Source organism: Ulvibacterium sp., assembly GCF_965248315.1.
Taxonomy (GTDB): Bacteria; Bacteroidota; Bacteroidia; order Flavobacteriales; family Flavobacteriaceae; genus Ulvibacterium.
Map to the genome: position 1 here is coordinate 143,209 of NZ_CBDFIX010000001.1, position 24,044 is coordinate 167,252.

General features: G+C 42.3%; 25 protein-coding genes. 8 read left to right on the top strand and 17 right to left on the bottom strand.

Going from position 1 to position 24,044, the window contains the following annotated elements:
• The first annotated feature begins 7 nt into the window (after positions 1 to 7).
• The 3 genes from ACP2AF_RS00585 (at position 8) to ACP2AF_RS00595 (ending at position 2,489) form a co-directional block, all read left to right on the top strand.
• A complete protein-coding gene (locus ACP2AF_RS00585; protein WP_425234304.1) occupies positions 8 to 574 on the top strand; it encodes an RNA polymerase sigma factor in 567 nt (188 codons plus the stop codon).
• The gene (locus tag ACP2AF_RS00590) at positions 561 to 1,337 is read left to right on the top strand and encodes a hypothetical protein (protein WP_425234305.1); all 777 of its coding nucleotides are present in this window, start codon (positions 561 to 563) and stop codon (positions 1,335 to 1,337) included. Before ACP2AF_RS00585 ends, ACP2AF_RS00590 begins: the two co-directional genes overlap by 14 nt.
• Positions 1,338 to 1,421: 84 nt before the next feature.
• Complete coding sequence (locus ACP2AF_RS00595) at positions 1,422 to 2,489, top strand: hypothetical protein (RefSeq protein WP_425234306.1); 1,068 nt, start codon at positions 1,422 to 1,424, stop codon at positions 2,487 to 2,489.
• 55 nt (positions 2,490 to 2,544) lie between these two features.
• Here the strand turns inward: ACP2AF_RS00595 and ACP2AF_RS00600 are convergent, their stop codons facing one another.
• A complete protein-coding gene (locus tag ACP2AF_RS00600; RefSeq protein ID WP_425234307.1) occupies positions 2,545 to 2,790 on the bottom strand; it encodes a zinc-ribbon domain-containing protein in 246 nt (81 codons plus the stop codon).
• 61 nt (positions 2,791 to 2,851) lie between these two features.
• Here ACP2AF_RS00600 and ACP2AF_RS00605 point away from each other — a divergent pair, with 61 nt between their 5' ends.
• Positions 2,852 to 3,553, top strand: coding sequence for a DUF4386 domain-containing protein (locus ACP2AF_RS00605; protein ID WP_425234308.1), 702 nt, complete (start codon positions 2,852 to 2,854; stop codon positions 3,551 to 3,553).
• A gap of 79 nt (positions 3,554 to 3,632) precedes the next feature.
• Entirely contained in the window at positions 3,633 to 5,612 is a 1,980-nt protein-coding gene (gene dnaG / locus ACP2AF_RS00610) for a DNA primase (protein ID WP_425234309.1), read from the top strand.
• 59 nt (positions 5,613 to 5,671) lie between these two features.
• On the opposite strand, the gene ACP2AF_RS00615 is transcribed toward dnaG, so the two are convergent.
• Together ACP2AF_RS00615 and nadE are read right to left on the bottom strand one after the other, a co-directional pair.
• Positions 5,672 to 6,301 (bottom strand): response regulator, encoded by a 630-nt coding sequence (locus ACP2AF_RS00615; RefSeq protein ID WP_299535263.1) that lies wholly within the window; start codon positions 6,299 to 6,301, stop codon positions 5,672 to 5,674.
• Positions 6,302 to 6,473: 172 nt separating this feature from the next.
• Positions 6,474 to 7,262 carry an NAD(+) synthase gene (nadE, locus tag ACP2AF_RS00620; protein WP_425234310.1) on the bottom strand — a complete coding sequence of 263 codons (789 nt, stop codon included), beginning with the start codon at positions 7,260 to 7,262 and terminating at the stop codon, positions 6,474 to 6,476.
• A gap of 53 nt (positions 7,263 to 7,315) precedes the next feature.
• Between nadE and gldB the strand changes: the two genes are divergently transcribed.
• The 3 genes from gldB (at position 7,316) to ACP2AF_RS00635 (ending at position 10,113) form a co-directional block, all read left to right on the top strand.
• Positions 7,316 to 8,314, top strand: coding sequence for a gliding motility lipoprotein GldB (gldB, locus tag ACP2AF_RS00625; RefSeq protein ID WP_425234311.1), 999 nt, complete (start codon positions 7,316 to 7,318; stop codon positions 8,312 to 8,314).
• A 2-nt stretch (positions 8,315 to 8,316) separates the two neighbouring features.
• Entirely contained in the window at positions 8,317 to 8,652 is a 336-nt protein-coding gene (gene gldC, locus ACP2AF_RS00630; protein WP_425234312.1) for a gliding motility protein GldC, read from the top strand.
• 135 nt (positions 8,653 to 8,787) lie between these two features.
• The gene (locus ACP2AF_RS00635; RefSeq protein WP_425234313.1) at positions 8,788 to 10,113 is read left to right on the top strand and encodes an ATP-dependent 6-phosphofructokinase; all 1,326 of its coding nucleotides are present in this window, start codon (positions 8,788 to 8,790) and stop codon (positions 10,111 to 10,113) included.
• 58 nt (positions 10,114 to 10,171) lie between these two features.
• Here ACP2AF_RS00635 and ACP2AF_RS00640 read toward each other — a convergent pair whose 3' ends face one another.
• From ACP2AF_RS00640 to bla, 14 genes are all read right to left on the bottom strand, one after another.
• A complete protein-coding gene (locus ACP2AF_RS00640) occupies positions 10,172 to 10,771 on the bottom strand; it encodes a MarR family winged helix-turn-helix transcriptional regulator (protein ID WP_425234314.1) in 600 nt (199 codons plus the stop codon).
• A gap of 52 nt (positions 10,772 to 10,823) precedes the next feature.
• On the bottom strand, positions 10,824 to 11,561 hold the full coding sequence (locus tag ACP2AF_RS00645) for a hypothetical protein (protein ID WP_425234315.1): 738 nt from the start codon (positions 11,559 to 11,561) through the stop codon (positions 10,824 to 10,826).
• Between the two features lie 41 nt (positions 11,562 to 11,602).
• The gene (locus ACP2AF_RS00650) at positions 11,603 to 11,842 is read right to left on the bottom strand and encodes a thioredoxin family protein (RefSeq protein ID WP_425234316.1); all 240 of its coding nucleotides are present in this window, start codon (positions 11,840 to 11,842) and stop codon (positions 11,603 to 11,605) included.
• 108 nt (positions 11,843 to 11,950) lie between these two features.
• On the bottom strand, positions 11,951 to 13,606 hold the full coding sequence (gene glgP / locus ACP2AF_RS00655; protein WP_425234317.1) for an alpha-glucan family phosphorylase: 1,656 nt from the start codon (positions 13,604 to 13,606) through the stop codon (positions 11,951 to 11,953).
• A 176-nt stretch (positions 13,607 to 13,782) separates the two neighbouring features.
• Positions 13,783 to 14,811 carry a phosphotriesterase gene (locus ACP2AF_RS00660; protein ID WP_425234318.1) on the bottom strand — a complete coding sequence of 343 codons (1,029 nt, stop codon included), beginning with the start codon at positions 14,809 to 14,811 and terminating at the stop codon, positions 13,783 to 13,785.
• Positions 14,811 to 15,578 (bottom strand): hypothetical protein, encoded by a 768-nt coding sequence (locus ACP2AF_RS00665; RefSeq protein WP_425234319.1) that lies wholly within the window; start codon positions 15,576 to 15,578, stop codon positions 14,811 to 14,813. The genes ACP2AF_RS00660 and ACP2AF_RS00665 overlap by 1 nt, the downstream gene beginning before the upstream one ends.
• Before the next feature lie 25 nt (positions 15,579 to 15,603).
• Positions 15,604 to 16,161 carry a DUF1572 family protein gene (locus ACP2AF_RS00670; RefSeq protein WP_425234320.1) on the bottom strand — a complete coding sequence of 186 codons (558 nt, stop codon included), beginning with the start codon at positions 16,159 to 16,161 and terminating at the stop codon, positions 15,604 to 15,606.
• Between the two features lie 84 nt (positions 16,162 to 16,245).
• A complete protein-coding gene (locus ACP2AF_RS00675) occupies positions 16,246 to 17,112 on the bottom strand; it encodes a Nif3-like dinuclear metal center hexameric protein (protein ID WP_425234321.1) in 867 nt (288 codons plus the stop codon).
• 17 nt (positions 17,113 to 17,129) lie between these two features.
• Complete coding sequence (locus tag ACP2AF_RS00680; protein WP_425234322.1) at positions 17,130 to 18,182, bottom strand: hypothetical protein; 1,053 nt, start codon at positions 18,180 to 18,182, stop codon at positions 17,130 to 17,132.
• Between the two features lie 38 nt (positions 18,183 to 18,220).
• A complete protein-coding gene (locus ACP2AF_RS00685) occupies positions 18,221 to 19,648 on the bottom strand; it encodes a sulfatase family protein (RefSeq protein WP_425234323.1) in 1,428 nt (475 codons plus the stop codon).
• Positions 19,649 to 19,797: 149 nt separating this feature from the next.
• Positions 19,798 to 19,929 carry a hypothetical protein gene (locus ACP2AF_RS00690; protein ID WP_425234324.1) on the bottom strand — a complete coding sequence of 44 codons (132 nt, stop codon included), beginning with the start codon at positions 19,927 to 19,929 and terminating at the stop codon, positions 19,798 to 19,800.
• A 469-nt stretch (positions 19,930 to 20,398) separates the two neighbouring features.
• Entirely contained in the window at positions 20,399 to 21,424 is a 1,026-nt protein-coding gene (locus ACP2AF_RS00695; protein ID WP_425234325.1) for a metallophosphoesterase family protein, read from the bottom strand.
• Between the two features lie 236 nt (positions 21,425 to 21,660).
• A complete protein-coding gene (locus ACP2AF_RS00700; RefSeq protein ID WP_425234326.1) occupies positions 21,661 to 23,277 on the bottom strand; it encodes an alkaline phosphatase D family protein in 1,617 nt (538 codons plus the stop codon).
• Positions 23,278 to 23,293: 16 nt separating this feature from the next.
• Complete coding sequence (bla, locus tag ACP2AF_RS00705) at positions 23,294 to 24,034, bottom strand: subclass B1 metallo-beta-lactamase (protein WP_425234327.1); 741 nt, start codon at positions 24,032 to 24,034, stop codon at positions 23,294 to 23,296.
• Between the last annotated feature and the right edge of the window lie 10 nt (positions 24,035 to 24,044).

The following is a 24,044-nucleotide window of genomic DNA, read 5'->3' on the forward strand; positions in this document are numbered from 1 at the left end:
TATAAAATTGAAAATCATTTCTTTTTATAAAAACGAAAAGCAGCTTATAGAAAGGGCAGCCTCCGGAAATCGGGATGCGCAACAACGCCTTTATGAAAAATTTGCGCCCAAGATGCTCGGGGTATGTAGACGATACATTAAAGACCTGCAATTTGCGGAAGACGTTATGGTCAATGGTTTTGTAAAGGTTTTTCAAGGTCTCGAAACTTTCCGTCACCAAGGCAGTTTTGAAGGATGGATAAAAAAAATCATGATTAGGGAGAGTATTTCCTATTTACGGAAACAACAATTTGTAGTCTATGATGATACGGTATACGAAAGGCATGGGGAAAAATCCGTCTCTGATACCGCTGCAAAATTGGACATTGAATATATACAAACCATGATCGATGCCTTACCGGAAGGCTATAGGACCGTTTTTGTACTGTACGCAGTAGAAGGGTACAAGCACCAAGAGATAGCTGAAATGCTTGCCATTACGGAGAGTACTTCAAAATCACAACTATTCAAGGCCCGTAAATTATTGCAACAAAGTTTAAAGAAACAAAATATCATAGGATATGGAACCGAATAATTTTGAAAAGCATATCAAAAAACAATTGGAGCAAAGGGAACTACAACCATCATCCCAGGCCTGGCAAAAGGTGGCTGATCGTTTGGAAGGAGCTCCAACACCAAAATCAAATCGTTTTTTTTGGTATGGTATTGCAGCGAGTTTTACAGGTCTTTTGGTAATCTCATTAATGTATTTTGGCTCTCATGGACCTATGGAGAATCCTGATATTGAAATCGTAAATATGGATAGTGAAAATGACAAAGTTGAGGATGCGTTAAAAAAAGCTACGGATGAAAAGACCTTCGGAGAGGAGAATAGGGTAGTCGATACGAATGAGGATTTGGACGTAAAAAAGCCCTTGGAGGAATCTGTAAATTTTCCAAACGAACAGGAAACGATCAAGGAAAAAACCTTGGAGGATGTAAAAACAAGTATTGCTTCCACAGATACACAGGGAGACAAAGAAGTTGAAAGTAAAATTTTGAGTAAAGATTCCGAAGATATCATCAATACCAAAATAGCGGAAGTCGTGGCGCAGGTAGATGTATTGGAGCAAAAAAATAGAACAGTCTCAGATTCCGAGGTAGATTCGCTATTGCAGAAGGCACACCGGGAAATAATTGCTGAAAAGCTTTTCCGGGATAATGGCAGGGTGGATGCCATGGCCCTGTTGACGCAGGTAGAGGATGAGCTAGATCAATCCTTTAGGGATCAGATTTTCGAAAAGTTAAAAACCGGTTTTATGAAGGTGCGTACGGCCGTGGCGGACCGGAATAATTAATTCATCAATCATTAATAGATTTCCTTCTTCTCTCCCCGCAACTGTCGGGGAGGCAGGGAAGGAACATTTCAAAAACAAACAAGTATGAGAACCATTGTTTTTTATTTGACCTTAATTCTAATTTCCTTGGTTATGAACCATGTTGTCGCTCAGGAATGGAATGAGGAAAAAATTGAAGCTCTGAAGGAGCAAAAGATTAAGATTACCCAACAGGAAAAGGAAGCCTTAAAATTAGAGGTGGAGGAGATCAACAGAAGATTGGATAATGGCAACCTAACAGCAGAAGAAGCAAGGGTCCTAAAGGAAAATGCCGCAAAATTAAGAGCATTGAATATTGAAAACAAGCATGCCATTATCGATAACAAAATTGCCCTTTTGCAACGTAATCAGGGTGCTGTGCTAGAGGAGGAAAAAGGCTTTTCCATTATTGATGATGGAACGGGAATCAGCATTAACGTAGATGGGAAACCATGGCATGTTTTTGAGAAGAATAATAAACCTCCAAAATATGACCGTCGCACATATTCCGATCCAGTCATCGCTGTAGGATTTAACAATGCCATTATAGATGGTCAATCCCTTGATGATTCACCCTATAAAATGGGGGGGAGCCGATTTTTTGAAATGGGATGGGTATGGCGTACGAGGGTTTTTGACAACTCCAATTTTATGCGCTTCACCTACGGACTTTCCTTTCAATTCAACGGTCTAAAGCCCAAGGACAATCAATATTTTGTCATTAATGATGAAGGTCAGGCAGAATTACAGGAATTTGAATTTGAGCTTAGAAAATCAAAATTCCGTATGGACAATCTGGTTTTCCCTGTTCATTTTGAATTTGGTCCATCAAGGTTTAGGCAAACCGAAAATACCATTCGATACTCCATACAAAACCAGTTTCGACTGGGTATTGGTGGGTACGGTGGATTTAATTTGGGTACCCGCCAAAAGTTGAAATATGATCGGGCCGGGGAAAGTGTAAAAGACAAGTTGAAAAGGGGATATAATACTACAAATTTTGTGTACGGGCTTAGCGCCTATGCCGGGTTCGATAGCGTACTGCTCTATATAAAATACGATTTGAACCCGATTTTTAAAGATGCTATAGTAGAGCAACGAAACATTTCTTTGGGCCTTCGGTGCGACTTGTGACGAGGTGAAATAAGGTTCGCCTCTTTTACCTGAGGCGGATCTTAACCGTTCATTCTTAATCCATACCCATGGCATTTTCCATCTCCAAGGTAAATTCATTGTTATAATAAACACGTTTGCAGTGGGAGCATTCTGCAATTTTTGAAGTGGAAATTTTAAATAGTTTGATCCAAAACAAGTGAAAATAGTTTGAAGCTATGGAAACGGTCAAAGTTCCGACCTTATTGCAATAAGGGCACCGAACACTTGGTAGGCGCTTTATTTCGGTTTTTCCAGGACGAGTACCGAAGAAGAGTATCATTGCACAAAGATATCGGAAGAAAATTCAAATCAAATTGGTAAAAGATATAAAAACAGTAAAAATGGAACCTACAAGAAGAACCGCAAGAATTGCCGGGGTATTTTACCTCATTCTTATATTGAGTGGCATGTTTAGCTTACTCTATGTACCCTCAGAGCTTATCGTCTGGGACAATCCGGCAAAGACCGTTGAAAATATCAAAACCTCCGAAAACCTTTTCCGATTGGGGATACTAAGTGGTTTGGTATGCTTTACGTGTTTTATATTTTTACCGCTGACTTTGTACAAATTGTTTCAGGAGGTCAACAAAAATCATGCAGTGCTCATGGTGGTCCTGGCCCTCGTCAGTGTGCCCATTTCATATGTTAGCATAACGTATCAAATAGATGTACTCACGTTGATTAATGATTCCGAGACCCTAAAAGCTTTTACTCTGGACGAACTATATGCAAAAGTGATGCTACTTCTTAAATCCAGTAACAATGGAGATTTGGTGGCCCATATATTTTGGGGACTATGGTTATTTCCCTTTGGGTATTTGGTGTACCAATCAGGATTTCTTCCCAAATTTTTGGGAATCATGTTGATGTTGGGCTGCTTTGGATATCTCATTGATTTTTTAGGTTATTTTCTTTGTGAAAGTTATGGAGAAACTTTGTTGGCTACTATTGCAGGCCTGCCCTCTGCTATCGGAGAAATTGGGATTTGCCTCTGGCTTTTGACCATAGGGATAAAGGTGGCTAAAGTTCCACAGGGGAAATAAAAGGTCGACTTTTATAAAGCTACATTTTAGCTTATATTTATGGATACGGGCTATATTTGCCTGCTAGACTTAGTTTACCTTGATTTCAAAATCTACCATAGACCAAGTATACGAGACCGCCCGTTTGGAAGAGGTCATCGGTGATTTTGTGCAGTTAAAAAAGTCGGGCTCCAACTTCAAAGGACTGAGTCCCTTTACCGATGAGCGCACACCGAGCTTTATGGTTTCACCGGTAAAACAGATTTGGAAAGACTTCAGCAGCGGAAAAGGAGGCAATGTTGTGGCCTTTTTAATGGAACACGAGCACTTTACCTATCCTGAGGCCATAAAATACTTGGCCAAAAAATACAATATCGAAGTAGAGGAAACCGAACGCACCGACGAACAGAAGGCGGAGGCCAATGAACGTGAAAGCATGTATCTGGTTTCCGAATTTGCCCAGAAGCACTTTTCGGAAATGCTCTGGGAATCAGAGTTGGGCAAGGCTATAGGGCTGACCTATTTCAAGGAACGCGGCTTTACAGATGAGACCATTAAAAAATTTGGTTTGGGCTATTGTCTGGATTTGTGGGACGGATTTACCAAGACCGCCCTTGAAAATGGTTATAAGTTGGGGTATTTGGAAAAGACCGGATTAACCATTGTTAAAGAAGATGTCCAAAACCCCAATACTCCCAAAAAATTTGATCGATTTAAGGGACGGGTCATGTTCCCAATCCATTCCATGAGCGGGCGAGTTCTTGGTTTTGGGGGGCGTATTTTAACCAATGACAAAAAAGCGGCCAAATACTTAAACTCGCCCGAAAGTGAAATTTATCATAAGAGTAAAGTGCTTTATGGCGTTTACTTCGCCAAACAAGCTATTGCCAAAGAGGATAACTGCTATCTGGTAGAGGGCTATACGGATGTTATTCAGTTTTACCAAAGGGGCATTCGCAACGTGGTGTCCTCTAGTGGTACCGCCCTTACTCCGGAACAGATCCGTTTGATCAATCGGCTTACCAAAAACATTACTGTTCTGTTCGATGGGGATGCCGCGGGATTAAGAGCTTCCCTACGTGGTATCGATTTGATTTTGGAGCAGGGTATGAACGTAAAGGTCTGTCCCTTCCCCGTAGGTGAGGATCCAGATAGTTTTGCCAAGAACAATGAGTTGGAGGAGGTCTTGCAATACTTGCAGGAAAACACCAAGGACTTCATTCAATTTAAGGCAAATTTATTGGCCGAAGAGGCGTCCAACGATCCCATAAAAAGGGCAGAAACGGTTCGGGATATTGTCAATAGCATAGCCAAAATCCCTGATGCCATAAAACGGGAGATTTATATTCAGGAATGCGCCCAGATTATGAACGTTTCCGAGAACGTTCTGTTTAGTACATTGGCGCAAATCGGTAAAAAGGAGGTAGCAGATGCCGCAAAAAGGGCCAAACCCGAACAAAGGGCCTTTGATGTTGTGAAAAATCAGGTCACCGTTGAAAAAGTAGATGTACAATATGAATTGGAACGAAAAATTATTGAAATGCTTTTGCTGTATGGAAATGACCAGCAAGAGTTTGAGGATTTGGTCCTAAAGGAAAACGAGGAGGGCGATTTAATATTGGAACCAGAGTCCTTGGAGGCCAAGGTCTATGAAAAAATTTATCTGGATCTTCAGGAAGATGAAATAGAACTGACCAACGAACAGTTTCGAAACATCTACTACAAATTGATAGAACAGTTAAATGAAAATGAGGATTTTTCAATACCTACTTTTATCTCAGATCTTGATCAGAAAATGGTGGAAGAGATTTCATCCATCCTTATGGAAGAAGAAAAGTACGCCCTGCATAATTGGGAGCGAAAGGACATCTACCCTAAGGGTAAAAAGACCGGGGTGGGTCAATTGGTAAGCGAGACCATTTTAACCTTACGATGCTATTTGATCAAAAAACGTATGGAGGCCCTTCAGAATAACACCCATGAAAACAACGGAAACAATAATGAGACCCTGGAGGAGATTATGAACTACCTACAATTGAACAAATTGCTGAATAAAAAATTGAATCGGGTACTATCATAAAAAAACAGAGACCCCAAAAAGTTCTTTTTGGGGTCTCTACAATAGATCCTTACCGTTCACTAATACAATTCCAAAGCCTTTGCTTGTTGTAAAAGGTCTACCATATTGTCTACATTCAACTTTTTCATTAAACGTGCCTTATAGGTACTTACGGTCTTTTCGTTTAAGTTAAGGCCAATGGCCACATCTTTATTTCGTTTTCCGCTGGCCAATAGTTTAAGTACTTCCACCTCTCGGGTAGAAAGTTTCCTAAAGAACCTCCTAGGTCTTTGGGTTCCTTCATCAAATGCTAGCCTTTGGGCAAGTTCATTGGTGATGAACATATTCCCCTCGCTTACTTTTCGTACTGCGGAAATAATATAATCTATATCCGAGGCTTTTGATAAATAACCGAATGCACCGGCCCTAATGCTACTCAGCGCATATACATCTTCGGACTGTCCGCTGTACATCAACACTTTCACATCAGGATACTCTTTTTTAATCTTTCGCAATGTGGCTATACCGTTTATTTCTGGAATATCCATTTCCAGCATAACAACATCAGGAGTAATTCGTTCCAGTTTTTCGAAAAGCTCGGATGTAGTGGAAACATCTTCAACTACCTCAAAACCAGAGGCAGATTCCAATACATGTTTTACGCCCATCCGTATGATAGGGTGGTTGTCAGCAATTAATACTTTGATCATTTCGCTAGTTTTAGTCTATAAATATACCCAAATATGCAGAAGTCCAAAAAAACTGACATGCAATGTAAGGTTTAATTATCTGAATTCGTAAACAAAAATGGTTTTTTTTTATTAAAAAGCCTTATTTTTTGAATATTATTCGATTTATCTACTTGATTATTAGTTGAGTGGTTTATTTTAACATTTCCGGAATCTCGCATACAGGTATCGGCTTCATTTTATGTTGATTGGCCGAGTTTAATTTCTTAAATATAGTAAAAACTTCCTTTTCACGGCCAGAAAAGTCCGTAACCGCCTTTCCTTCTCCGTCCATTTTCATAGCCCATTCCAATTCTGGATAGGAAGCTCCTATTTGATCTTCATCAGTCCTGTTGTCGCCCCATAGGCCATCGGTTGGGGCCGCTTGGATAATTTCTTCGTTAACGTCCAAGTAGCTTGCAATTTCATAGACTTCCGTTTTCAATAAATCCGCAATGGGACTTAAATCCACTCCACCATCCCCATATTTGGTATAGAAACCTACTCCAAAATCCTCGACCTTATTACCAGTGCCTGCCACCAAATAACCCTTTAAGGCCGCAAAATAGTATAAGGTTGTCATGCGTAGGCGTGCGCGCGTGTTGGCCAATGACATAAAACGACTTTCTTCATCAGCTACATCGGGAAGTACCTTAATAAGGCTATCGAATACCGATGTAAGGTTTACCGGTTGCCTTTGCACATTGGGATAATGCTCCTGCAACCAGTCAATATGGTTGTTTGCCCTGCTCACCTGTTTTGAGGATTGATGGATGGGCATTTCCAGACATAAAACATCAAGCCCTGTTTTGGCACATAAGGTGGATGTTACAGCGGAGTCTATACCTCCGGAGACACCGACCACAAAACCCTTCATTTTGGCGTTTGTGGTATAATCCTTTAACCACTGCACAATATGGATTATTACCTTTTCGGTTTGCATGCTGTTCTTTATTAACGAAACGATTAACTTTGCCCGATAAAAATAAAGCCTTGATGTCTAAAAAGAAAATGGAAACGGGATTACTTCATGAGGGAAAGTACATTTTTACCCTTTTCTTAATTTCTTACGTTCTTTTAGGCTGTAATGACAATGCAAAAATTACGGAGGCAGTCAATAAAATAGATCTGAATTTACAAATCTCTCGTTTTGACCAAGAATTTGCCAAGGCAGAACCATCGGACTTGCCCCTGCTCAAAAAAGAATACCCTTATCTTTTTCCCGCCCGATACCCGGATAGCGTGTGGGTAGCCAAATTAAAGGATACAGTTCAAGTTGAACTTTTAAGGGAAGTAGATGCAGAATTTTCCAATTTCGAGCAGGAAGAAACCGATTTGCAATTGTTTTTTAAACATATCAAATATTATTTCCCCCGGTTCAATGTTCCAAAAATCGTTACGGTTACGTCCGATGTGGATTACGAGAACCGTGTCATTCTTACGGATAGCCTACTTTTAATAGGACTTGATAACTATCTAGGCCCGGGGCATAAGTTCTACGAGCGCATATCCAACTACATTTCAGCAGGTATGGATAAAAAGTATTTGGTAAGTGATGTGGCCAGTGCTTTTACAAAGCGAGTGGTTCCCAAGGCAGAAGACCGCACTTTCTTGGCCCAGGTTGTCTATTATGGTAAAGAATTATATGTAAAGGATAGGCTGACCCCATTTTTGTCGGAGGCCCAGCGTATTGGCTATTCCCAAGAAGATTTGGAGTGGGCCCATCTTAATGAAGAGCCTATGTGGCGCTATTTTATTGAACGTGAGTTGCTCTATGATACAGATGCCAAGTTAGGCCTACGTTTTCTTGATCCCGCTCCCTTCTCCAAGTTCGGGCTGGAATTGGACAATGAGTCACCAGGACGCATAGGCCGATATTTGGGTTGGCAGATTGTACGTGCCTTTATGGAACGGAACAAGGTTTCCCTTCAACAGATGCTCGCTTTGCCAGCTGAGGAAATATTCAAAAAAAGTAACTACAAACCCAAAAAATAATTATGCCTAAACTCCACACTTCGGAAATTACACTAAAAGTAGGGTTGGATGAAAACCGGGTTCCAGAGGAACTCACCTGGTCGGCACAGGATGGAGGTATCCATAATGAGGAGGCCAAGGCTATGCTACTGTCGGTTTGGGACAGTAAGAATAAGGAATCACTAAAGATCGATCTTTGGACCAAGGATATGCCTGTGGATGAGATGAAGATTTTTTTTCATCAAACTTTGGTTTCCTTGTCGGACACTTTTATGAAAGCGACACAGGATGAAAAAATGACCGCTACAATGAAGGATTTTTGCAACTATTTTGCGGAAAAACTGGAATTAAAAAAATAGACTTCGTTCTTTGGCGTAATGTTATTTGATACCCTAGGTTTATAAACATTTGGCATTTCGCCCAAATTTCGTTGTTTATCTCATGTATTTAGCCTTAAATTTAACGTCCTAAATACGAGTAAAGCAAGACTTTTTATGGCTTCCACTAAAAAATTTGATATTGAAAACTTAGGCGTGCCCACCTTCCCCTCTCCACTTCATTTAAGTACAACAAAGGGCGATAAAGTTTTTAATTTTGTTCAGGACAAAGATCGACTGCTCTATAATATTTCCTTAAGCGAATTTAATCGGTGCGTTACCGAAAACGATGAACCTCTTTGTCTGGAGAAGGCCGGTCCTCGCGAAAAGCTATTGTTCGATCCCACAAAAACCACGGCGGCCATCGTTACCTGTGGGGGACTGTGTCCCGGTATCAACAATGTTATCCGGAGCTTGGTTATGGGGCTCTATTACTTTTATGGAGTGAAGAACATTTTGGGTGTACCTTATGGTTACGAGGGACTTATCCCTTCCTATGGGCATAAACTAAAACACTTGACCCCTGATGTTGTAAAGGACATCCATGAATTTGGGGGGACGGTTTTAGGCTCATCGCGTGGGGGCCAAAGTGTTTCCGATATGGTGGATACCCTTGAAGATAATCAGGTGGATATGCTTTTCGCCATTGGCGGTGATGGAACCCTAAAAGGGGCCAATGCCATAGGTGAGGAAATTCAAAAACGAGGTCTAAAAATTTCAGTAGTCGGCATTCCCAAGACCATTGACAATGACATTAATCTAATAGACAAATCCTTTGGTTTTGAAACTGCTTTTGATATGGCCAGCCCCATTATTCGGGACGCACATAATGAAGCCACTGGCGCTTACAACGGGGTTTCGATCGTAAAGTTGATGGGAAGGGATAGCGGTTTTATTGCCGCCTGCGCGGCAATGTCCATGCCCGTAGTAAATTTTGTCCTGGTGCCGGAAATGGAATTTCAATTACATGGAGAAAATGGTTTTTTGGAAAACCTTAGAGATCGATTGGAGACAAAGCATCACGCGGTCATCGTGGTGGCCGAAGGTGCAGGCCAACATCTTTTTGCGGAGGATGGTGCGGAAACCAAGGACGCCTCGGGCAATGTAAAACACAAGGATATAGGCCCGTTCCTAAAAGCTGAAATAGGAAACTATTTCAAGGCCATGGATAAGCAGGTCACCATTAAATATATAGATCCCAGTTATATTATCCGTAGTGCCCCGGCCAATGCAGGCGACAGTATTTTTTGTAGCAGATTGGCCCATTATGCCATTCATGGAGCAATGGCGGGAAAGACGAAATTCGTAGTGGGCAGGTTGAACAATAAATTTGTGAATTTGCCCATATCCGAAGTCACCAGTAGACGTAAGAAAATAGACTTGGAAGGGGAATTTTGGTTCGCAGTATTGGAAAGTACGGGTCAACCATTTCTTATGGGTTAGCCCGATGTCTTTATGGAACTTCCCAGAATTTAAGTAACCATCGGTCTACTTCAAAAAACTACAATACCGTTTGATGTTCGGGACAATCAATGCGTAAATCCGCTTGATGTAGCTTCTTCTCCAATAACCTACAATAATCATTTTCCGATCCGGATTCATAAAAGCGACAGGAGGTACACATACGCTGTACGTTGACGACGTCCGCTTTATTCAATTTTTCGATCAGTTGCAATAGGCTTTGGAATAGTATCCTTTTTTGCTCCTCGGGGAAGGAATGGATTGGCTTTTCAATAGGATGGGCAAAGGAACTTGTCCGTTGTAGTGTGGCCTTACCTCTTTCGGTAAGATATATAAAGAAACTTCGGGTATCGGCAGGATCGGTTTCCTTAAGAATAAGTTCCTTTTTTAGCAATAACCGTATGGATTCACTAATTGTGGCCTTGGTTACATTGAATTCCTTGGCCAAATAGTTGACCTTGCACTTCTCCGGTAAATGGAAATTGACGAATAACAAAATCTGCAATTGGATAGGTGTAAGCTGATTTTCCTTGCCTTTTTGCCAAAGCAAAACTTTGAAAGCCTCGGAAATACGCTCCAGGGCAACCACGATTTTACCCTCAATATTTTGGTTCTGGTATTCTGGGTCAAAAGTCTCCATGAAACAAAAATAGCCCCAAGAAATTAGTTTACCTAACTACTTGGGGCGAAAACTAGTTGTTAGATACCGTATAGGGTAAAGATAGATCTCCCGAAGCCACACTATATACGGAATATACACCCAACAAGGGAGCCCCCGTATTTGAGGTATTGACCTGCATATAAGCCGTAACCGCATCAAAGTTGAATTGTTTGCGGTGGTTCATCCGGTATGAGGGAACTACCACTTTTATAGTTTTCCCTTTGGTAATCACAGGAAAACCTGGAGAATCCATATACATGGGCATACCGGGATTGGTAGGAGGCAACTTTACTTTGCTGTCTCCCTTGGGGAATTGTTTTACACTCAATCCACCATTAACGCGCTTGTCTTCATTTAAGATGACCCAATGGGGATGCCAAACTATCCCATCGTCATCGTAAATGGTATTTGTATTTTCATCCCAAAGAGGCGTATCGTCAAAATCGGGATGGGAAGTCAACGCCAATGCCACGATTCCATCGGTTTGGGAAAACCCTACATCGGTAGAGGAGAGGTTGGTCGGAAAGACATACCCTAAGACCGGGGCACCGTCCATTTGCCCAACTTTTTTAGGAACGCTGGCCCCGGCAAGACCCTTTACCGTTATCGCAAATACCAACTGTTGCAGTTCGGTATCATGTACAACAGATGTACTTTGGATTATCAAATTTTCCGAATCCTTGAAATCAGCGGACTCGTTAAGCGTTTGCCCCTTACAGGCCAGTGCGACAAAAAGAAAACCGCACACCATGAATAACATATGTTTCATCACTCAAATAATTAGTTAAACTAACAATATGGATTAAATTTTTATGACTTTACCTCTTCCAAGGTAGCCCCATGGTTAATATGCAATACGTTGCCATTATCCAGTACCAGGGCCGGAACCGATCGAACACCTGCATTTTCTGCTGAAGAAATTTTGTCTTTTTGTTCGCCTAAGTGCACAATGTCCACCTGTACCTTGGTGGCATCGACCAAGTTTAAAAATTCCTGTTCCGCATTTACACAAACGGGACAGCCTGCGTGGTAAAATGTTACTCTTTTCATTGTTATGAATTTTAATTGAGGCAATATTGCCGAAACAAATATAGTAAGTTTAACTAACTAAATAGACTATTTTTGAAATATTTTCATCATTCTTCATTTTAAATAGATCTAATACAGCTCTTTGTAGTACTGGCGAGCCATCCGTTCACTTGTAAACTCCGGGACAACATCCGTAATGGCCTGGAAAACGATTTTTTGCCAAACCTCTGGTTTATCGTAGTAAATGGGTAGTACTTTATCCTCCAAAACCGTATACAAATGTTCGCTATCTAATTGGTCTTGTTGTTGTATGGGTAGTGTATGTTCAAGTTCGGGCAGTACAAAGCTGTTTTTCCCATCTTTGGCAAATTCCGGAATCCATCCATCATTGGTCGTAAGGTTAACGGAGCCGTTCATTGCTGCGGTCATTCCACTGGTACCCGAAGCTTCCCGGGTAATCCTAGGCGTGTTCAGCCAAACATCGGAACCCGTTTTTAGCTTTTTGGACAACTCTATCTCATACCCGGTCAATACCGCCAAGTTAGCCTCATTTTTGCTGAAACTTACCAAATGATTGAAGGTATCTATAGCGGAAAAGTCCATGGGATAAGGTTTCCCGGCCCAAATAATCTGTACGGGATACTTCTGGTTTTTCAAGATATTCTGAAACCGCTGCATATCATGCAATAGCAAATCGGCCCTTTTGTACCCTGCAAAACGTCTTGCCCAAACAATGGTCAATATATTGGGATCAAAAAGTTTTCCTGTTTGGTCCAAAACAAGTTCGAACAACTCTTTTTTAAGGGCCGTCTTTCTTTTCACAAAGGCTTTGGCGTCTTTCTTTTTCCAGGCCTTTTGGAAGTCCTTGTCCTGCCAAAACTCCAAGTTCTGGGCATTGGTTATAGGTATGATTTTATTTGCACCTCCATACCCGTTCCACATGGCCTTGGATACCTTGGCGTGTAATTTGGATACTGCATTCGCCTTTTTAGCCATCCGCAACGCGGACACGGTATAGCTGATCGTATTACCGTTTACCATTTCCTTTTGAAGCTCTGGTTCGGAAAGTGTTCGTCCAAAGAACCCGAAACGGTTCAAATGATAGCCATCGCGCTCTTCATTGCCCCCTTTTTCCGGAGTATGGGTCGTAAAGACCATTTGCGATTTTTTTACCCCACGATCTCTTAAATAATAGAAAGCAGGAAGGGCATGGCCCTCATTAAGGTGATAGACATCCGCACCTCCCAAAAGCTCAACGATTTTGGCGCCACCGATACCTAATACGATGCTTTGCGCAACACGCGTCTGCTCATTGGCATCGTACAAATAATCCGTTATGGTCCTGGATAGATAGTCGTTACCTTCCACATCGGTGGTCAAAAGATAGATAGGGGCCGATCGGAACGTATCCGGCTTCAATACCATGGCCCTTAGCTTTACGGAGGAATTACCATTGATTTCTACTTCTACCTCTAATCCGGTATCTTCAAGGAAATTGTAATTTTTCTCTATGGAATTGGTCTGTAAGGTCTGGTCCTTGTTCCTTCCTTGATCGTAATACCCATATTTCCATAGCATACCGATACCTACAATATTCTGCTTTAAATCGTATGCCGAGCGCATGTGGGAGCCGGCCAAAAAACCAAGTCCGCCGGAATATATCTTAAGACCTTGATGGATGGCAAATTCCATGCTAAAATAGGCCGTTCTTTTATTGAATTCCTTGGCTGGGGTATAGGGATGGTGCCAAGCACTATATTTTGATGGGGTTTCCATTGCTACCATAGATTTCTTTTTGCCGCTAAAATAGGGGGATAAACCATTCTACCCAATTTATTTACAAAAAGTTAATGTGTATCGCAATCCATAATCCATTGCAATAAACCTGAATATGTCCAAGAAAACGAGTGCGAGTCTATACCAACCTAATTTAAACAGTAACCAAGAGAACCTATTTCTTCCTAAGGTCTATCCGTTTTTTTAACCGTTATCCGAAATGCGTTTTTAGGATTTTGCACCATGATTTGATTAATTTCCTTTTCGGTAAACCCATGGGTGCGCATGGCTGGGATTAATTTCTTGGAGATTGCTTCAAATTCCCGAATCGGTCCTCCCCGAGGAAAACCGTTACCGTCATGGGAAAGCAAGATCTTGTAGAGTAGATTTTGGGATTTAAATTGGGTGATGGCATTTAATAATTCCTGAATATTGGATGTATTTACTCCATCAAGGGATATCCAAGCTCCCTTGGAGGCGGTATTTAGAAGCACATCAACGTCCGATACCTTGTTGGCGTGTACCCATACCCAGGCACTTGGGCTTACCTTGTATTCCTCAAGCAATCGAAGTTGTTGGTTTACGGCTTCAAGATTGTCCCCGGTATGGACGGCTAGGGTCAGTCCAGTTTTTAGATGGGTCAAAATACCGGCAATAAATAGTTTAGTGTCTATTTTGGAAGGAGGCCCTTCGTCAAAGGCCAGTTTTATAAAACCCGGTTTTACCTCCGTACCGTCAATACCCTTTTGAAATTCAGCAATCCAAATTTTTGAAATTTTTTGGGCACTGGCCTCATAAGCGAATGGAGGTATATAGCGATCATTGGCCGCACCGTAGAAACCGGTGTTGGTAATCAGTTGAATACCCGTGGAATCGCTTATCCTTTGTAATAGGTCCACACGTCTTCCAAAATAGGCCGTGGTACAATCAAAAATCGAATTCGCTCCTAAGGATTTCAACTTCTTTAGATAGGGAACCACCTGTTTAAACAGTGCTTCTTCGTTATACTGGGAGGTTTCGCTCTGATCCTTTCCAAAATTGGACATGATGTGCTCATGGGTCAAAGCAAATCCTAAACGTTCAATTAGGATAGGTCCGTTAACCGTTGGCATGGTTTCTTGCCCCAAAATTGGACTTGGCTGTAAAAAGATGAAAAATAATGCCGGTAGTACGAACCTGCCGATTATTAACGGATGCCATATGTTGTTGAACATCATCGGTCTTTGGATTCAATAGTTTCTAGGAAATCCGAATAAATGCTTTGCACTTTGCCTATTTCATTTTGCTCGGCTATACTAGCTACTTGCGCCAAAATCTTTTCCTTTGAATCGATATCGATAAGATGCCAAATCTTAGCAATATTTTCGGAGAATGCCCTTGCCAGTTTTATTTTATCATCGGATTTGTATTTTATATGACTTTCGTGATTTTGAAGTGAAGCTTCCAGAACGGTAAGAACGCTTCTTTGAAACTGTCCACTACTATTTTCCAGTTGATCCGCATAGTCTACGGATTCTTGTTCGATGGTATCGTAATAGAGCAGGGTCATATTTGCTACTTCCTCCAGGGTAAGTTTATTCAATTCTATCAGTTCATTACTATAGTATTCCTGTTCTTTTTCAGTTGTTCCATAAACGAGGACCAAACGTTTTATAATTTTTTGAAAGAAAAAGAAATCCCGGGTCTTGCGCTTGTAGCTTAGCGAATCGCCATTGGCTAGCCGCGGTAATGCGGAAATGATTCTTTTAAAGTACTTCCCAGACTTCTTACTGTTCAATTTAGGAAGTGGTAGGGAATCCTTTTCCTTTAACCTTCCTAAGAGTTTCGCCGAACCCTCCAATTCATCATAGGACCACTTTCTTTCAATTTTAGGTAATCCAAAATCGTAATATTCCTGGAGTGTCTTGGAATAATCGGGTTCTCTTTTACAGGAACATACTATGCCGATAAAGAGTATTGAAACGAACAGTTTTTTTTTCATGATTTTTGAAGTCTCATTTTAATAGCTACTTAACATCATCCGAAAAATGACCACCGTGTTTGCCTTTTGAGAACTTGGCTTTATTGAAATGGGACGATTTTCCCTTGGGGATGGTAAGGCTTTTCCATGTGTTGCCTTTGACCATTCGCCCGATATAGGCAATTTGCCCGATATGATACGCATAATGGGCCAGTTGCCGATTAACCGCCTCCACGATGGTATGTGCCTGATTCCGAATAAAAATTTCGGTATTGAAGTTTTCCGCATTCACTGAATGCAATGCAGTGAACAGGCATTCCCATCCGGCCTCCCACTTGACCATCATTTCCGCTTTGGTGCCAATAACGGACTCAAACTCCAAATCCCGATTCCGCCATTCCTTTTCCCCATCGGAAGTGAGGAAATCGGTCCATCGCGACCTCATGTTTCCCCACAAGTGATTGACGATTATGGCAATGGAATTGGATTCGGCATTGAATTGCCAAAAGAGGTGCTCCTCATCCAGTTGGGCAAACGTACGTTCCCCGACAGATTTATAGTATTCAAACTGTTTAATGGCACTTTGTATGTAGTCCAGTTCCATAGGCATCCCACAAAATTAAAACTTCCTATTTGAATATGCACTATCCTATCCTTAGCGAAAAAAAGGGATGTATTCCATTTCGAATCAGTAGGTCCAGTAAGATGAACCACAATCGATATAATGAATTGGAATATCCGTAACAAATTTGCGCATCCAATCGGCACAAAATTTCATCCCACTTGCCTCAGAGTATACGTGCCCGATGAATACTATGGCTTTTTTTCTCCCTTGAGTATTGGCATCCCGTACATACTCATAGGTCTCCCATTGGGGTACTTCGCCGGCCACTACTATGTCCACCTCTGCTTTTCGCAATTGTTGGATATGGGCGTTACTACCGGATGCTCCAGGGACATATATTACAGTAGATAGTTGCATTTCCGGGTTCCCTACTACATGAAAACCGTTTTCCGGGAATGTCCGTTTAATGTCCTTTAGCAGTTCCTTTAGGGTGATTTGGGGAAACGTAAATTTGTACGGATTATCGGTGTCCCTATTTTCTTCCCACCCCAATTTCTCGGTCATTCCGGTAACAATACCATCAGGCTGGATACGATGGATATAGTCATGAAACCGCCAAATGACCAGATTGTGGTCTTTGATAAATTTTTGTTTCTCCAAGAAAACGGAATCCTTTTGAAAAAGCTCGGTTTCGTCCAGATGGTTGTAGTAGGTCGGTTCATGGGTGATGATAAGATTGCAGTTTTTCTCCACGGCCTTTTGCAAGACCTCCATGGTAGCGAACATACAGGTAACCACACCTCTCACTGGCGTTTCCGGATTTCCTTCCTTAATAACATCAACGGTTTTGGACAAACGTTCCGCGCCAGTCCTTTGAATAATGGTCTCGATGAGTTCTCTCGAGGTCACGGTCATCTGGCCCGAGGTCCACTGTCCCAGAAACAGTATGGAAAAAGCACTAAGGATACATAAATGAAACGATATTTTCATTTTTTTACGATTTTAGTTTATGGGTGTTTTTGATTGTGTCCCCGTCGTGAAATTAGCGTATTTAGATAATTCGAAAAACGAAGGTTTGACCCGGCATTTAAGGTAACAAAGCTATGATTTGTAGGGGTATCCGTCTCGATCCATCGGCATCCTTGGTCGACATCGAAATCTAGGTATCCCCGGGCCGTGACGTTGAAATATTTTTTGGAAGTTTCCACGGCGAAACAAACGGCCACTAGATCCCAACTAGGTCGCTGATCGGCCAATGTTTTCTGCTCCACATTCCACAGCCAGTCGCGATAGGCCGTTCGGACAATGTTGCCGTTGGGTGTATGTATTAGTGATTTTCCGGTCATCATTTGTGATCCGCCAGAAATAAAGAAAACAGGTTTTGGGAAATGCTCCACCAAATATTGGGTGTACGGGGCCGTACCATTAAAAAAGAAATTCCAGTCCTTGGTATAATGGCCGTCCACATTTTTTGCATTAAGGGCTCCAAGGGCGATCCACCGCTTTATTTTCTTCTCGGCCAATGCCATTCCGGACAGATTGGAAATGCTATCGGGCTCGGAAACGAGTAGATTGTATAGGGCTTGGGTATGGCCAATGGTTACGTAGTGCAAGCTGTTATCCTCTTGTTCGGCCAATAGTTTACGGAGAAATAGCGTCTGTTCCGGAACATCGGTATTGCGGATTACCCGGTTCTTAAACGCTACGGTGTCCTGGGCCAGTTTTTTGGCTTGCATTTTGTCCACAGGATCCCCAAATTCCATATCATAATTGGCCCCGATAGGGATGCCGCCATTGCCATAGTACCTGTTTATAGCGTCGATAATCCCAACACCATAAGGAACCGCACCCGAACTATAGACTACACCCAAAATTTCCGCTCGCCCGGAATTCGCATATTCATTCAATAGGGCCAGTGCCCCCACATCATCGCAGTCCGATCCCATATCCGTATCCAACAGTATCTTTTTTAGGGAAGAGAAGGAAGCCGTTTTGTCCTGACAAAGCAGATCATGAACCATCAGAAAAACCATAAAAAAGGGAATCAGCGAACGTATCATGCTATTAATTTAGGCAATTTCATGAAATTTTCAAGACATCATTTGGCCGGAGTGTAATCCATCCCACTCTTGCTGTTTTCAACAGAGTTCAGCCATATTGATAAGTCCGCTTTCAATTGCTCAGCAATTTTGGGATATTCCCGAATCACATTTTCTTTTTCCGATGGATCGAGGAGCAGATCATACAATTCCAAATTTTCTAGCTGTTGATCACCAATGAGTTTATATTGATTCGTTACCCAGGAGATTTGGTTGCCATAGATAAATCCAATAGGTTTGGGTCTTTGGGACTCTTCACGATTCAGCGACTTTAAAACGCTTGTACCATCGAGGGGCCGTTGATCGGGAAAGGGAATGTCCAGAATATCCAGGATGGTCGGCAGATAGTCACTGGTTACCATAGGAAAGTCCACGCGTTTCTCGCCCTCCAGACCGTTTTTCCAAACGGCAAAGGCTGGCACCCGTACCCCGCCTTCATGAAGGCTTCTTTTGCGTTCCCGAAAAACACCTGCACTACCGGGCGTTTCCCGTTCGGGACCATTGTCGCTACAAAAGAATAGGATCGTTTCCTTTTCCGTTCCCGTGGCTTCCAAGGTTTGCCATAATCGTCCCATTTGCTCATCCAGGGCCGTTATGGTACCGTAGTACAATTGTTTGGCCAGATTCATTTGGGGATAGTGACCCCGATGTACACTATCGCTCACTACGGGCAAATGAGGCGTATGGAACCAAAGTGTCGTAAAGAACGGCTTATTTTCCTGTAGGGCATTTTCAATAAACGGAAGTACCCGATCCATGATGATACGGGAATCATCGCCCTTTAGATTCCGGGTCTCCTTTTGGTTTTCCCCGGTCCAATAGGCAGTACCATAGGCTTGGGCGGAATCGGGATATTGGATCGCTTTCCAACCATAACGTTTGCTTTCCCCGGTATCATAAGTTAGGGGATAGAGCATGGGATCGAAGGTAGGTACCTTGGATTCCGTAGAAAAGTAGCCATCATAACCATGTTGGGTAGGGATACTATAATCCGCATGGAACTTTTCCTGGCCACCCCGGTTGGCATCGGGGATGGATCGGGTAAAGGTGCCCAGATGCCATTTACCAAAATGTCCTGTGGCATAGCCTGCTTTCTTGAGCAGTTCGGGAAGGGTGATTTCCTCCTCCTTTAGATGCCCGGAATTCGCAGTGGGAATGTGCATCCGCAACGGATTTCTTCCCGTAAGTACACTGGCCCGGGTAGGGGAGCAGACCGAGGAAGCGGAGTAAAACCGGTCCAAAATTACCCCTTGGGAAGCCAGGGAATCCAACCAAGGGGTCTTTACTATAGTGTTTCCGTTAAATCCTACATCATACCAGCCCAGGTCATCGGTCATGACCAGGATGATATTGGGTCTTTTAGGGGGTTCCGTACAGGAGGAAATGCCTAGACCAAAAACGAATATCAATTGTACTAGTATTTTCATATTTCTCATTTTAAAAGCCAAATCCAAAAGATTTGCCGGACCTGGTAAACATTACAAAACCATTGCATTCAGCACTTATTACCCTATTTGCTGTGGGTTTAGTTGTGCATTGTATTTCTACATTTCGTCCTGATAGTAAGTTGTTTCCATTAATCCAGTAGATTTTCATCGATACCATAATATTCAACTCCAAATCGCTCACTTTTCTCTAGGTATCGTTTTATCATATCGTCTTTATCTTCTAAATAGCCAAGTTCCTCATAAAGTGACGCTATCCCCATATTTATGAACCAAAATTATTGCAGGCGATCCTGCCATAGGAATAAATGGAGTATCGTTTTCATGTCCTATGACAGGTTTGTCTTTTTCCAAATCGTAAATGTAGGTTACGTCCACTTTTTTGTCCTGATAGGTAAATTCCTTTTCTACCTTTATTATAAGTCCTTGTACTTCAACAAAGTCCTCTTCATTATAATCTACATAGTTTTTTGTTGATTATTCTTTACAACCGGGGAGTTATAAAAACAGCGAAATAAACAGAAATGCTCTCATCATATGTTCCACAACTTCAGGTGTATACAGCGTAGCGAACTTATGGAACCTATGATTGCTTACACATTGTTGGCATGTATTTATTTCCTTATTGTTTATCTTAACCCGGTGCAACCTTTCGAGAATTTCGGAGATGTGACCCTACATTCCCGTCCATTGTCGTGTATGCGATGGAAGGTTGAAATTCTTCATCAACAATTACAAAATCAACTTTTTATCTTTTTCATCCATAGGTAAAAAGTTGATATCTAAATAACCTCCACTGGCGTTGTCATCAGCAACTATTTGAGGTTTTCCTTTAATCATTTCAATAGAGTTTCGATGGACATGTCCTGCAAAAATGCCTAATAGATTTGGCGCAGTAAAGACTTTCTTATGAAAATTAAGGGTTGTTTGAGTATGTCCACTTTCTGGCCATTTAGGACGTCTTTCTAACTCAAAATTGCGATCTGTGGCCGCTCCCCAATTCGGATTTCCACATCCAAATACAATCTTCTTCCCGGGAGCATACATTGGAATATGGACCAATAAAACCAAAGGCATTCCAATGGCAACTTGTTCAATAAAAAAGGCTAATTGCTCCTCATTAATTTGATAGGTAGAATTATCAATAGCCAAAAATCTGATTCCTTTGATATCATAAGCCGCCATTAAAGGGTGGTTGCCTTGGTACAAAGGCAGTAATCGCTTTTCAATCCATGAATCACGTAAAGACTCCAAAGTACCTTCCATCCCTTCATAATGCCAATCATGGTTTCCAGCGGTATAAATGTACGGTATGCCGGTATCTTTCAATTTAGATAGTACCCACTCTATTGCCGCTTCAGACGGAAAACTAAAAATATCTCCACCCAACGTAATCACATCGGCATTTACTTCTTTTGCAAATGCAAGTGTTTGTTCAAAAGCTTCCTCTGGATTCGTGTTTATTCGTGTTTTAAAATGTGTGGTTTGGTTATAAGCTTTGGCCATTCGGTTACTAAACTCTTGGTAAGGTAGTCCTCTTTCATCATCTTTAAACAAATGCGTATCGGCTATATGAACTACCTTTATTAACTCATTAATAACCTCGGCATAAAAGAACACTTCTTGCTGATCTATGGTAGCACATACCTTAACAGGTTTCTTAATTTTCTTTTTAGTTATACTTGCATAAGAACTGGTTGTAAGTCCAACCCCCACTAGGGCTGTAGAAGTTTTTCTGAAAAATGATCTACGTTTCATATAGTGTTCTTATTTGTTTTTTCTCATACAATTTTCGTTTTTTCTAATTTCCACATGTACGCCAACATAGGGATATAAACAATACTATAAAATTCCTGCAATTTTTCCATAAAATCAAGTACACCCATCTGAAAACACTATGAAATTGTGTACACTTGCCCGCCTCGGGGGAGAACGAAAACAAGCATTTATAAACGATAATAAGCGGAAATTGATATACACTTTGATGGTACAAGCTATTCCATAGGAACCGTAATGGGCCAGCCCTCAAACTGGGCTGCGTCCGCTTGAGTTACGTCCACATAGCGCGGCCAGCACTCAAAGATGGCCGTACGGTCCGTCTTATTGAAACGAATCAAGCCATAGCCCCCGCCTCTGGAGGAGCTTTCAGGATTTACATAGGCCATCATCCGTATCTTGTTGTGAAACCCATCCAGATAGTCCCCGGTCCAGGGAAGGGCGGTATCCGGGTTGGGGTTAGTACCGGGCTTTTCATCCTCGGGCCACCACCAGCGGCTATAATAGTCGTTGACAATGGCAGGGACCACAAAGGCCCAGGGGCCGTCCCCAAATTCATCAATGCCCTGGTGGATTACCGTAGCCAAATGCTGGTCGCCTGCAATATGTACGGCCCCAGCTTCTTTGATTAATCTTAGTGCTTTGTTACGCCCCGTTTGAGGCCAACCATTACTGTCCAAATCGGCATGGAGGCGATTATCCAAAGAACCGTGAATGTGGGCGCCACCGCAGAAACCGGTCTGGGAAAGCACTACTTTCAAGGCATCCGGGTTTTGGTCGCCCCATTCGTCCAAAAATTTTAACTGGCGATCGCCCAAGAGGCTGAGTCCGGGAAGATCAATAGAGGCAGGGTCATAGTCCGGATTGCGGATATGATCAGGCCTTGGGCCCTGTTGTGGGATTTTCCCCTCGGGCCCCGACTTAAACTTACGATCCTCTATTATGGCAAAATCCACACCTCCGAGTGCTAAATTGGAATAGTACACCCCGATTCCCTGTTCTATGGGCGTGGCATCATAGGGGTCCGGTAAATGGGCCGTTTGGCAGCGTTCCACCATTTTTACGTATTCCGGGTGATAGGTGTACCCGCCATCCGGGCCTCCAGGAGAGGTGGAGACCTTACCATTTTCGCCCCACAGGTTGCCCTGCCCTACATCATGATCATCGGGAATGGCAATACAGGGTCGATTTTGGAAGATTTCCCTGAACTGTAGGCCGAATTTTAACCAAGCCGCCGTATGTTCCGTATGGTCATAGGATTGGTCACCCGCAAAGAAGATAATATCGGGATCCTGGTGGTTGATGTTCCGAACATAATTCTTGCGCATACCCCGGTCCTTGTTGGAGTTGCAGGAAAGGGCGGCAATGCTGACCTCTGTTTTATCGGTTGGGTTCTTTCGCACCAATCCCTCAAAAGAAGCTATTTCTCCATGGCGGATCCGATATGGGGTATCCTGCGAATCGTCCCAATCCTCCACCCGAAACAAAGCAGACCAACCAATATCGTTTATTTTTTGTTTCTGAATTTCCGTCCACTTGCCGTCTTTTTGGATTTCCAGATGTACCTCACGGGTCTCTTCGGGATACAGCGGATATAACTGGGCCGATAGTTTTAGAATCTTGTTATGCACGGTATAAATGCCAAAAGCGACCACACTGTCCCGACTTACCTTTAGATTTATTATGGGATTATCACCCCGATTCCACCAATCATTGATGGCTAGGGTATCCACATCGGAAAAGGGTGCCGTGACCGGTGGGATTTGTTCTTTGGGTTTCTCTGCACAGGAGAGTATCAGAGAGCCTAGGGTAAGGGTAACAAGTAATTTGTTCATTTGCTATTTTATTGATTCATTTTTTTTTAAACATGTCTCGGGTATACTCCAGGAGTTCTATCCCACCGGGATCTACATGTCCCGGAATTACGGTCTGTATATGGGGATAGGTCTTTTTTATTTTTTCCATAGTAGCACTCCATTCTGCTATATTGGCGTCCTCGAGGTTCCCTTTGCCCGCACTCATGGACTTTACGGCACAGCCCCCGAATAGGAGCGCTTCGCTGGGAATGTAACTTGCAATGTTATCCCGTGTATGGGCTTCCCCAAAAAACTGGTTTAGTACAATCTGGTTACCTACCTTAAGCTCCATCTTTGCCTCAAAACCTACTTTTGGAACCGTATAACCCTCTTGCTTTGCCAAGACCAAGGTTTGTTGGTTTGCATAAGAGGGGATATCCAATTTGTGGAATGCGGCCAGCCCCCCAACACAATCGTTGTGAAAATGATTGATGACTACAGCGGTTACCTGATGTTCCTTGGTTTCCGTAATCCATTGGATCAGCTCCTCGGAGACGGCATCATTAGTTGGGGTATCAAAAACAACAGCTTCTCCGGAATTCATGTAGATCAGGCCGTTGCATGCTACTCGACCATATTCAGGTACGTACAAATACGAAATGTGGATAAAGCTATGCTCCGTTAAGGGAATTATCTTTAAATTTTCCGAACTGTAAGCAGTGGTTGTTTTTTGTGACCTACCATGGACAAATACCAAGGCGACAACTAAAAGTGCATAAAAGGATTTCCGGTACATGAAAAGAATA

What these genes read in the sequence shown, in the direction of transcription:
- ACP2AF_RS00590 (WP_425234305.1), top strand. Translation starts at nt 561, where the DNA reads ATGGAACCGAATAATTTTGAAAAGCATATCAAAAAACAATTGGAGCAA.
- ACP2AF_RS00595 (WP_425234306.1), top strand. Translation starts at nt 1,422, where the DNA reads ATGAGAACCATTGTTTTTTATTTGACCTTAATTCTAATTTCCTTGGTT.
- ACP2AF_RS00600 (WP_425234307.1), bottom strand. Translation starts at nt 2,790, where the DNA reads ATGATACTCTTCTTCGGTACTCGTCCTGGAAAAACCGAAATAAAGCGC.
- ACP2AF_RS00605 (WP_425234308.1), top strand. Translation starts at nt 2,852, where the DNA reads ATGGAACCTACAAGAAGAACCGCAAGAATTGCCGGGGTATTTTACCTC.
- ACP2AF_RS00615 (WP_299535263.1), bottom strand. Translation starts at nt 6,301, where the DNA reads ATGATCAAAGTATTAATTGCTGACAACCACCCTATCATACGGATGGGC.
- nadE (WP_425234310.1), bottom strand. Translation starts at nt 7,262, where the DNA reads ATGCAAACCGAAAAGGTAATAATCCATATTGTGCAGTGGTTAAAGGAT.
- gldB (WP_425234311.1), top strand. Translation starts at nt 7,316, where the DNA reads ATGTCTAAAAAGAAAATGGAAACGGGATTACTTCATGAGGGAAAGTAC.
- gldC (WP_425234312.1), top strand. Translation starts at nt 8,317, where the DNA reads ATGCCTAAACTCCACACTTCGGAAATTACACTAAAAGTAGGGTTGGAT.
- ACP2AF_RS00635 (WP_425234313.1), top strand. Translation starts at nt 8,788, where the DNA reads ATGGCTTCCACTAAAAAATTTGATATTGAAAACTTAGGCGTGCCCACC.
- ACP2AF_RS00640 (WP_425234314.1), bottom strand. Translation starts at nt 10,771, where the DNA reads ATGGAGACTTTTGACCCAGAATACCAGAACCAAAATATTGAGGGTAAA.
- ACP2AF_RS00645 (WP_425234315.1), bottom strand. Translation starts at nt 11,561, where the DNA reads ATGAAACATATGTTATTCATGGTGTGCGGTTTTCTTTTTGTCGCACTG.
- ACP2AF_RS00650 (WP_425234316.1), bottom strand. Translation starts at nt 11,842, where the DNA reads ATGAAAAGAGTAACATTTTACCACGCAGGCTGTCCCGTTTGTGTAAAT.
- glgP (WP_425234317.1), bottom strand. Translation starts at nt 13,606, where the DNA reads ATGGTAGCAATGGAAACCCCATCAAAATATAGTGCTTGGCACCATCCC.
- ACP2AF_RS00660 (WP_425234318.1), bottom strand. Translation starts at nt 14,811, where the DNA reads ATGTTCAACAACATATGGCATCCGTTAATAATCGGCAGGTTCGTACTA.
- ACP2AF_RS00665 (WP_425234319.1), bottom strand. Translation starts at nt 15,578, where the DNA reads ATGAAAAAAAAACTGTTCGTTTCAATACTCTTTATCGGCATAGTATGT.
- ACP2AF_RS00670 (WP_425234320.1), bottom strand. Translation starts at nt 16,161, where the DNA reads ATGGAACTGGACTACATACAAAGTGCCATTAAACAGTTTGAATACTAT.
- ACP2AF_RS00675 (WP_425234321.1), bottom strand. Translation starts at nt 17,112, where the DNA reads ATGAAAATATCGTTTCATTTATGTATCCTTAGTGCTTTTTCCATACTG.
- ACP2AF_RS00680 (WP_425234322.1), bottom strand. Translation starts at nt 18,182, where the DNA reads ATGATACGTTCGCTGATTCCCTTTTTTATGGTTTTTCTGATGGTTCAT.
- ACP2AF_RS00685 (WP_425234323.1), bottom strand. Translation starts at nt 19,648, where the DNA reads ATGAAAATACTAGTACAATTGATATTCGTTTTTGGTCTAGGCATTTCC.
- ACP2AF_RS00690 (WP_425234324.1), bottom strand. Translation starts at nt 19,929, where the DNA reads ATGGGGATAGCGTCACTTTATGAGGAACTTGGCTATTTAGAAGATAAA.
- ACP2AF_RS00695 (WP_425234325.1), bottom strand. Translation starts at nt 21,424, where the DNA reads ATGAAACGTAGATCATTTTTCAGAAAAACTTCTACAGCCCTAGTGGGG.
- ACP2AF_RS00700 (WP_425234326.1), bottom strand. Translation starts at nt 23,277, where the DNA reads ATGAACAAATTACTTGTTACCCTTACCCTAGGCTCTCTGATACTCTCC.
- bla (WP_425234327.1), bottom strand. Translation starts at nt 24,034, where the DNA reads ATGTACCGGAAATCCTTTTATGCACTTTTAGTTGTCGCCTTGGTATTT.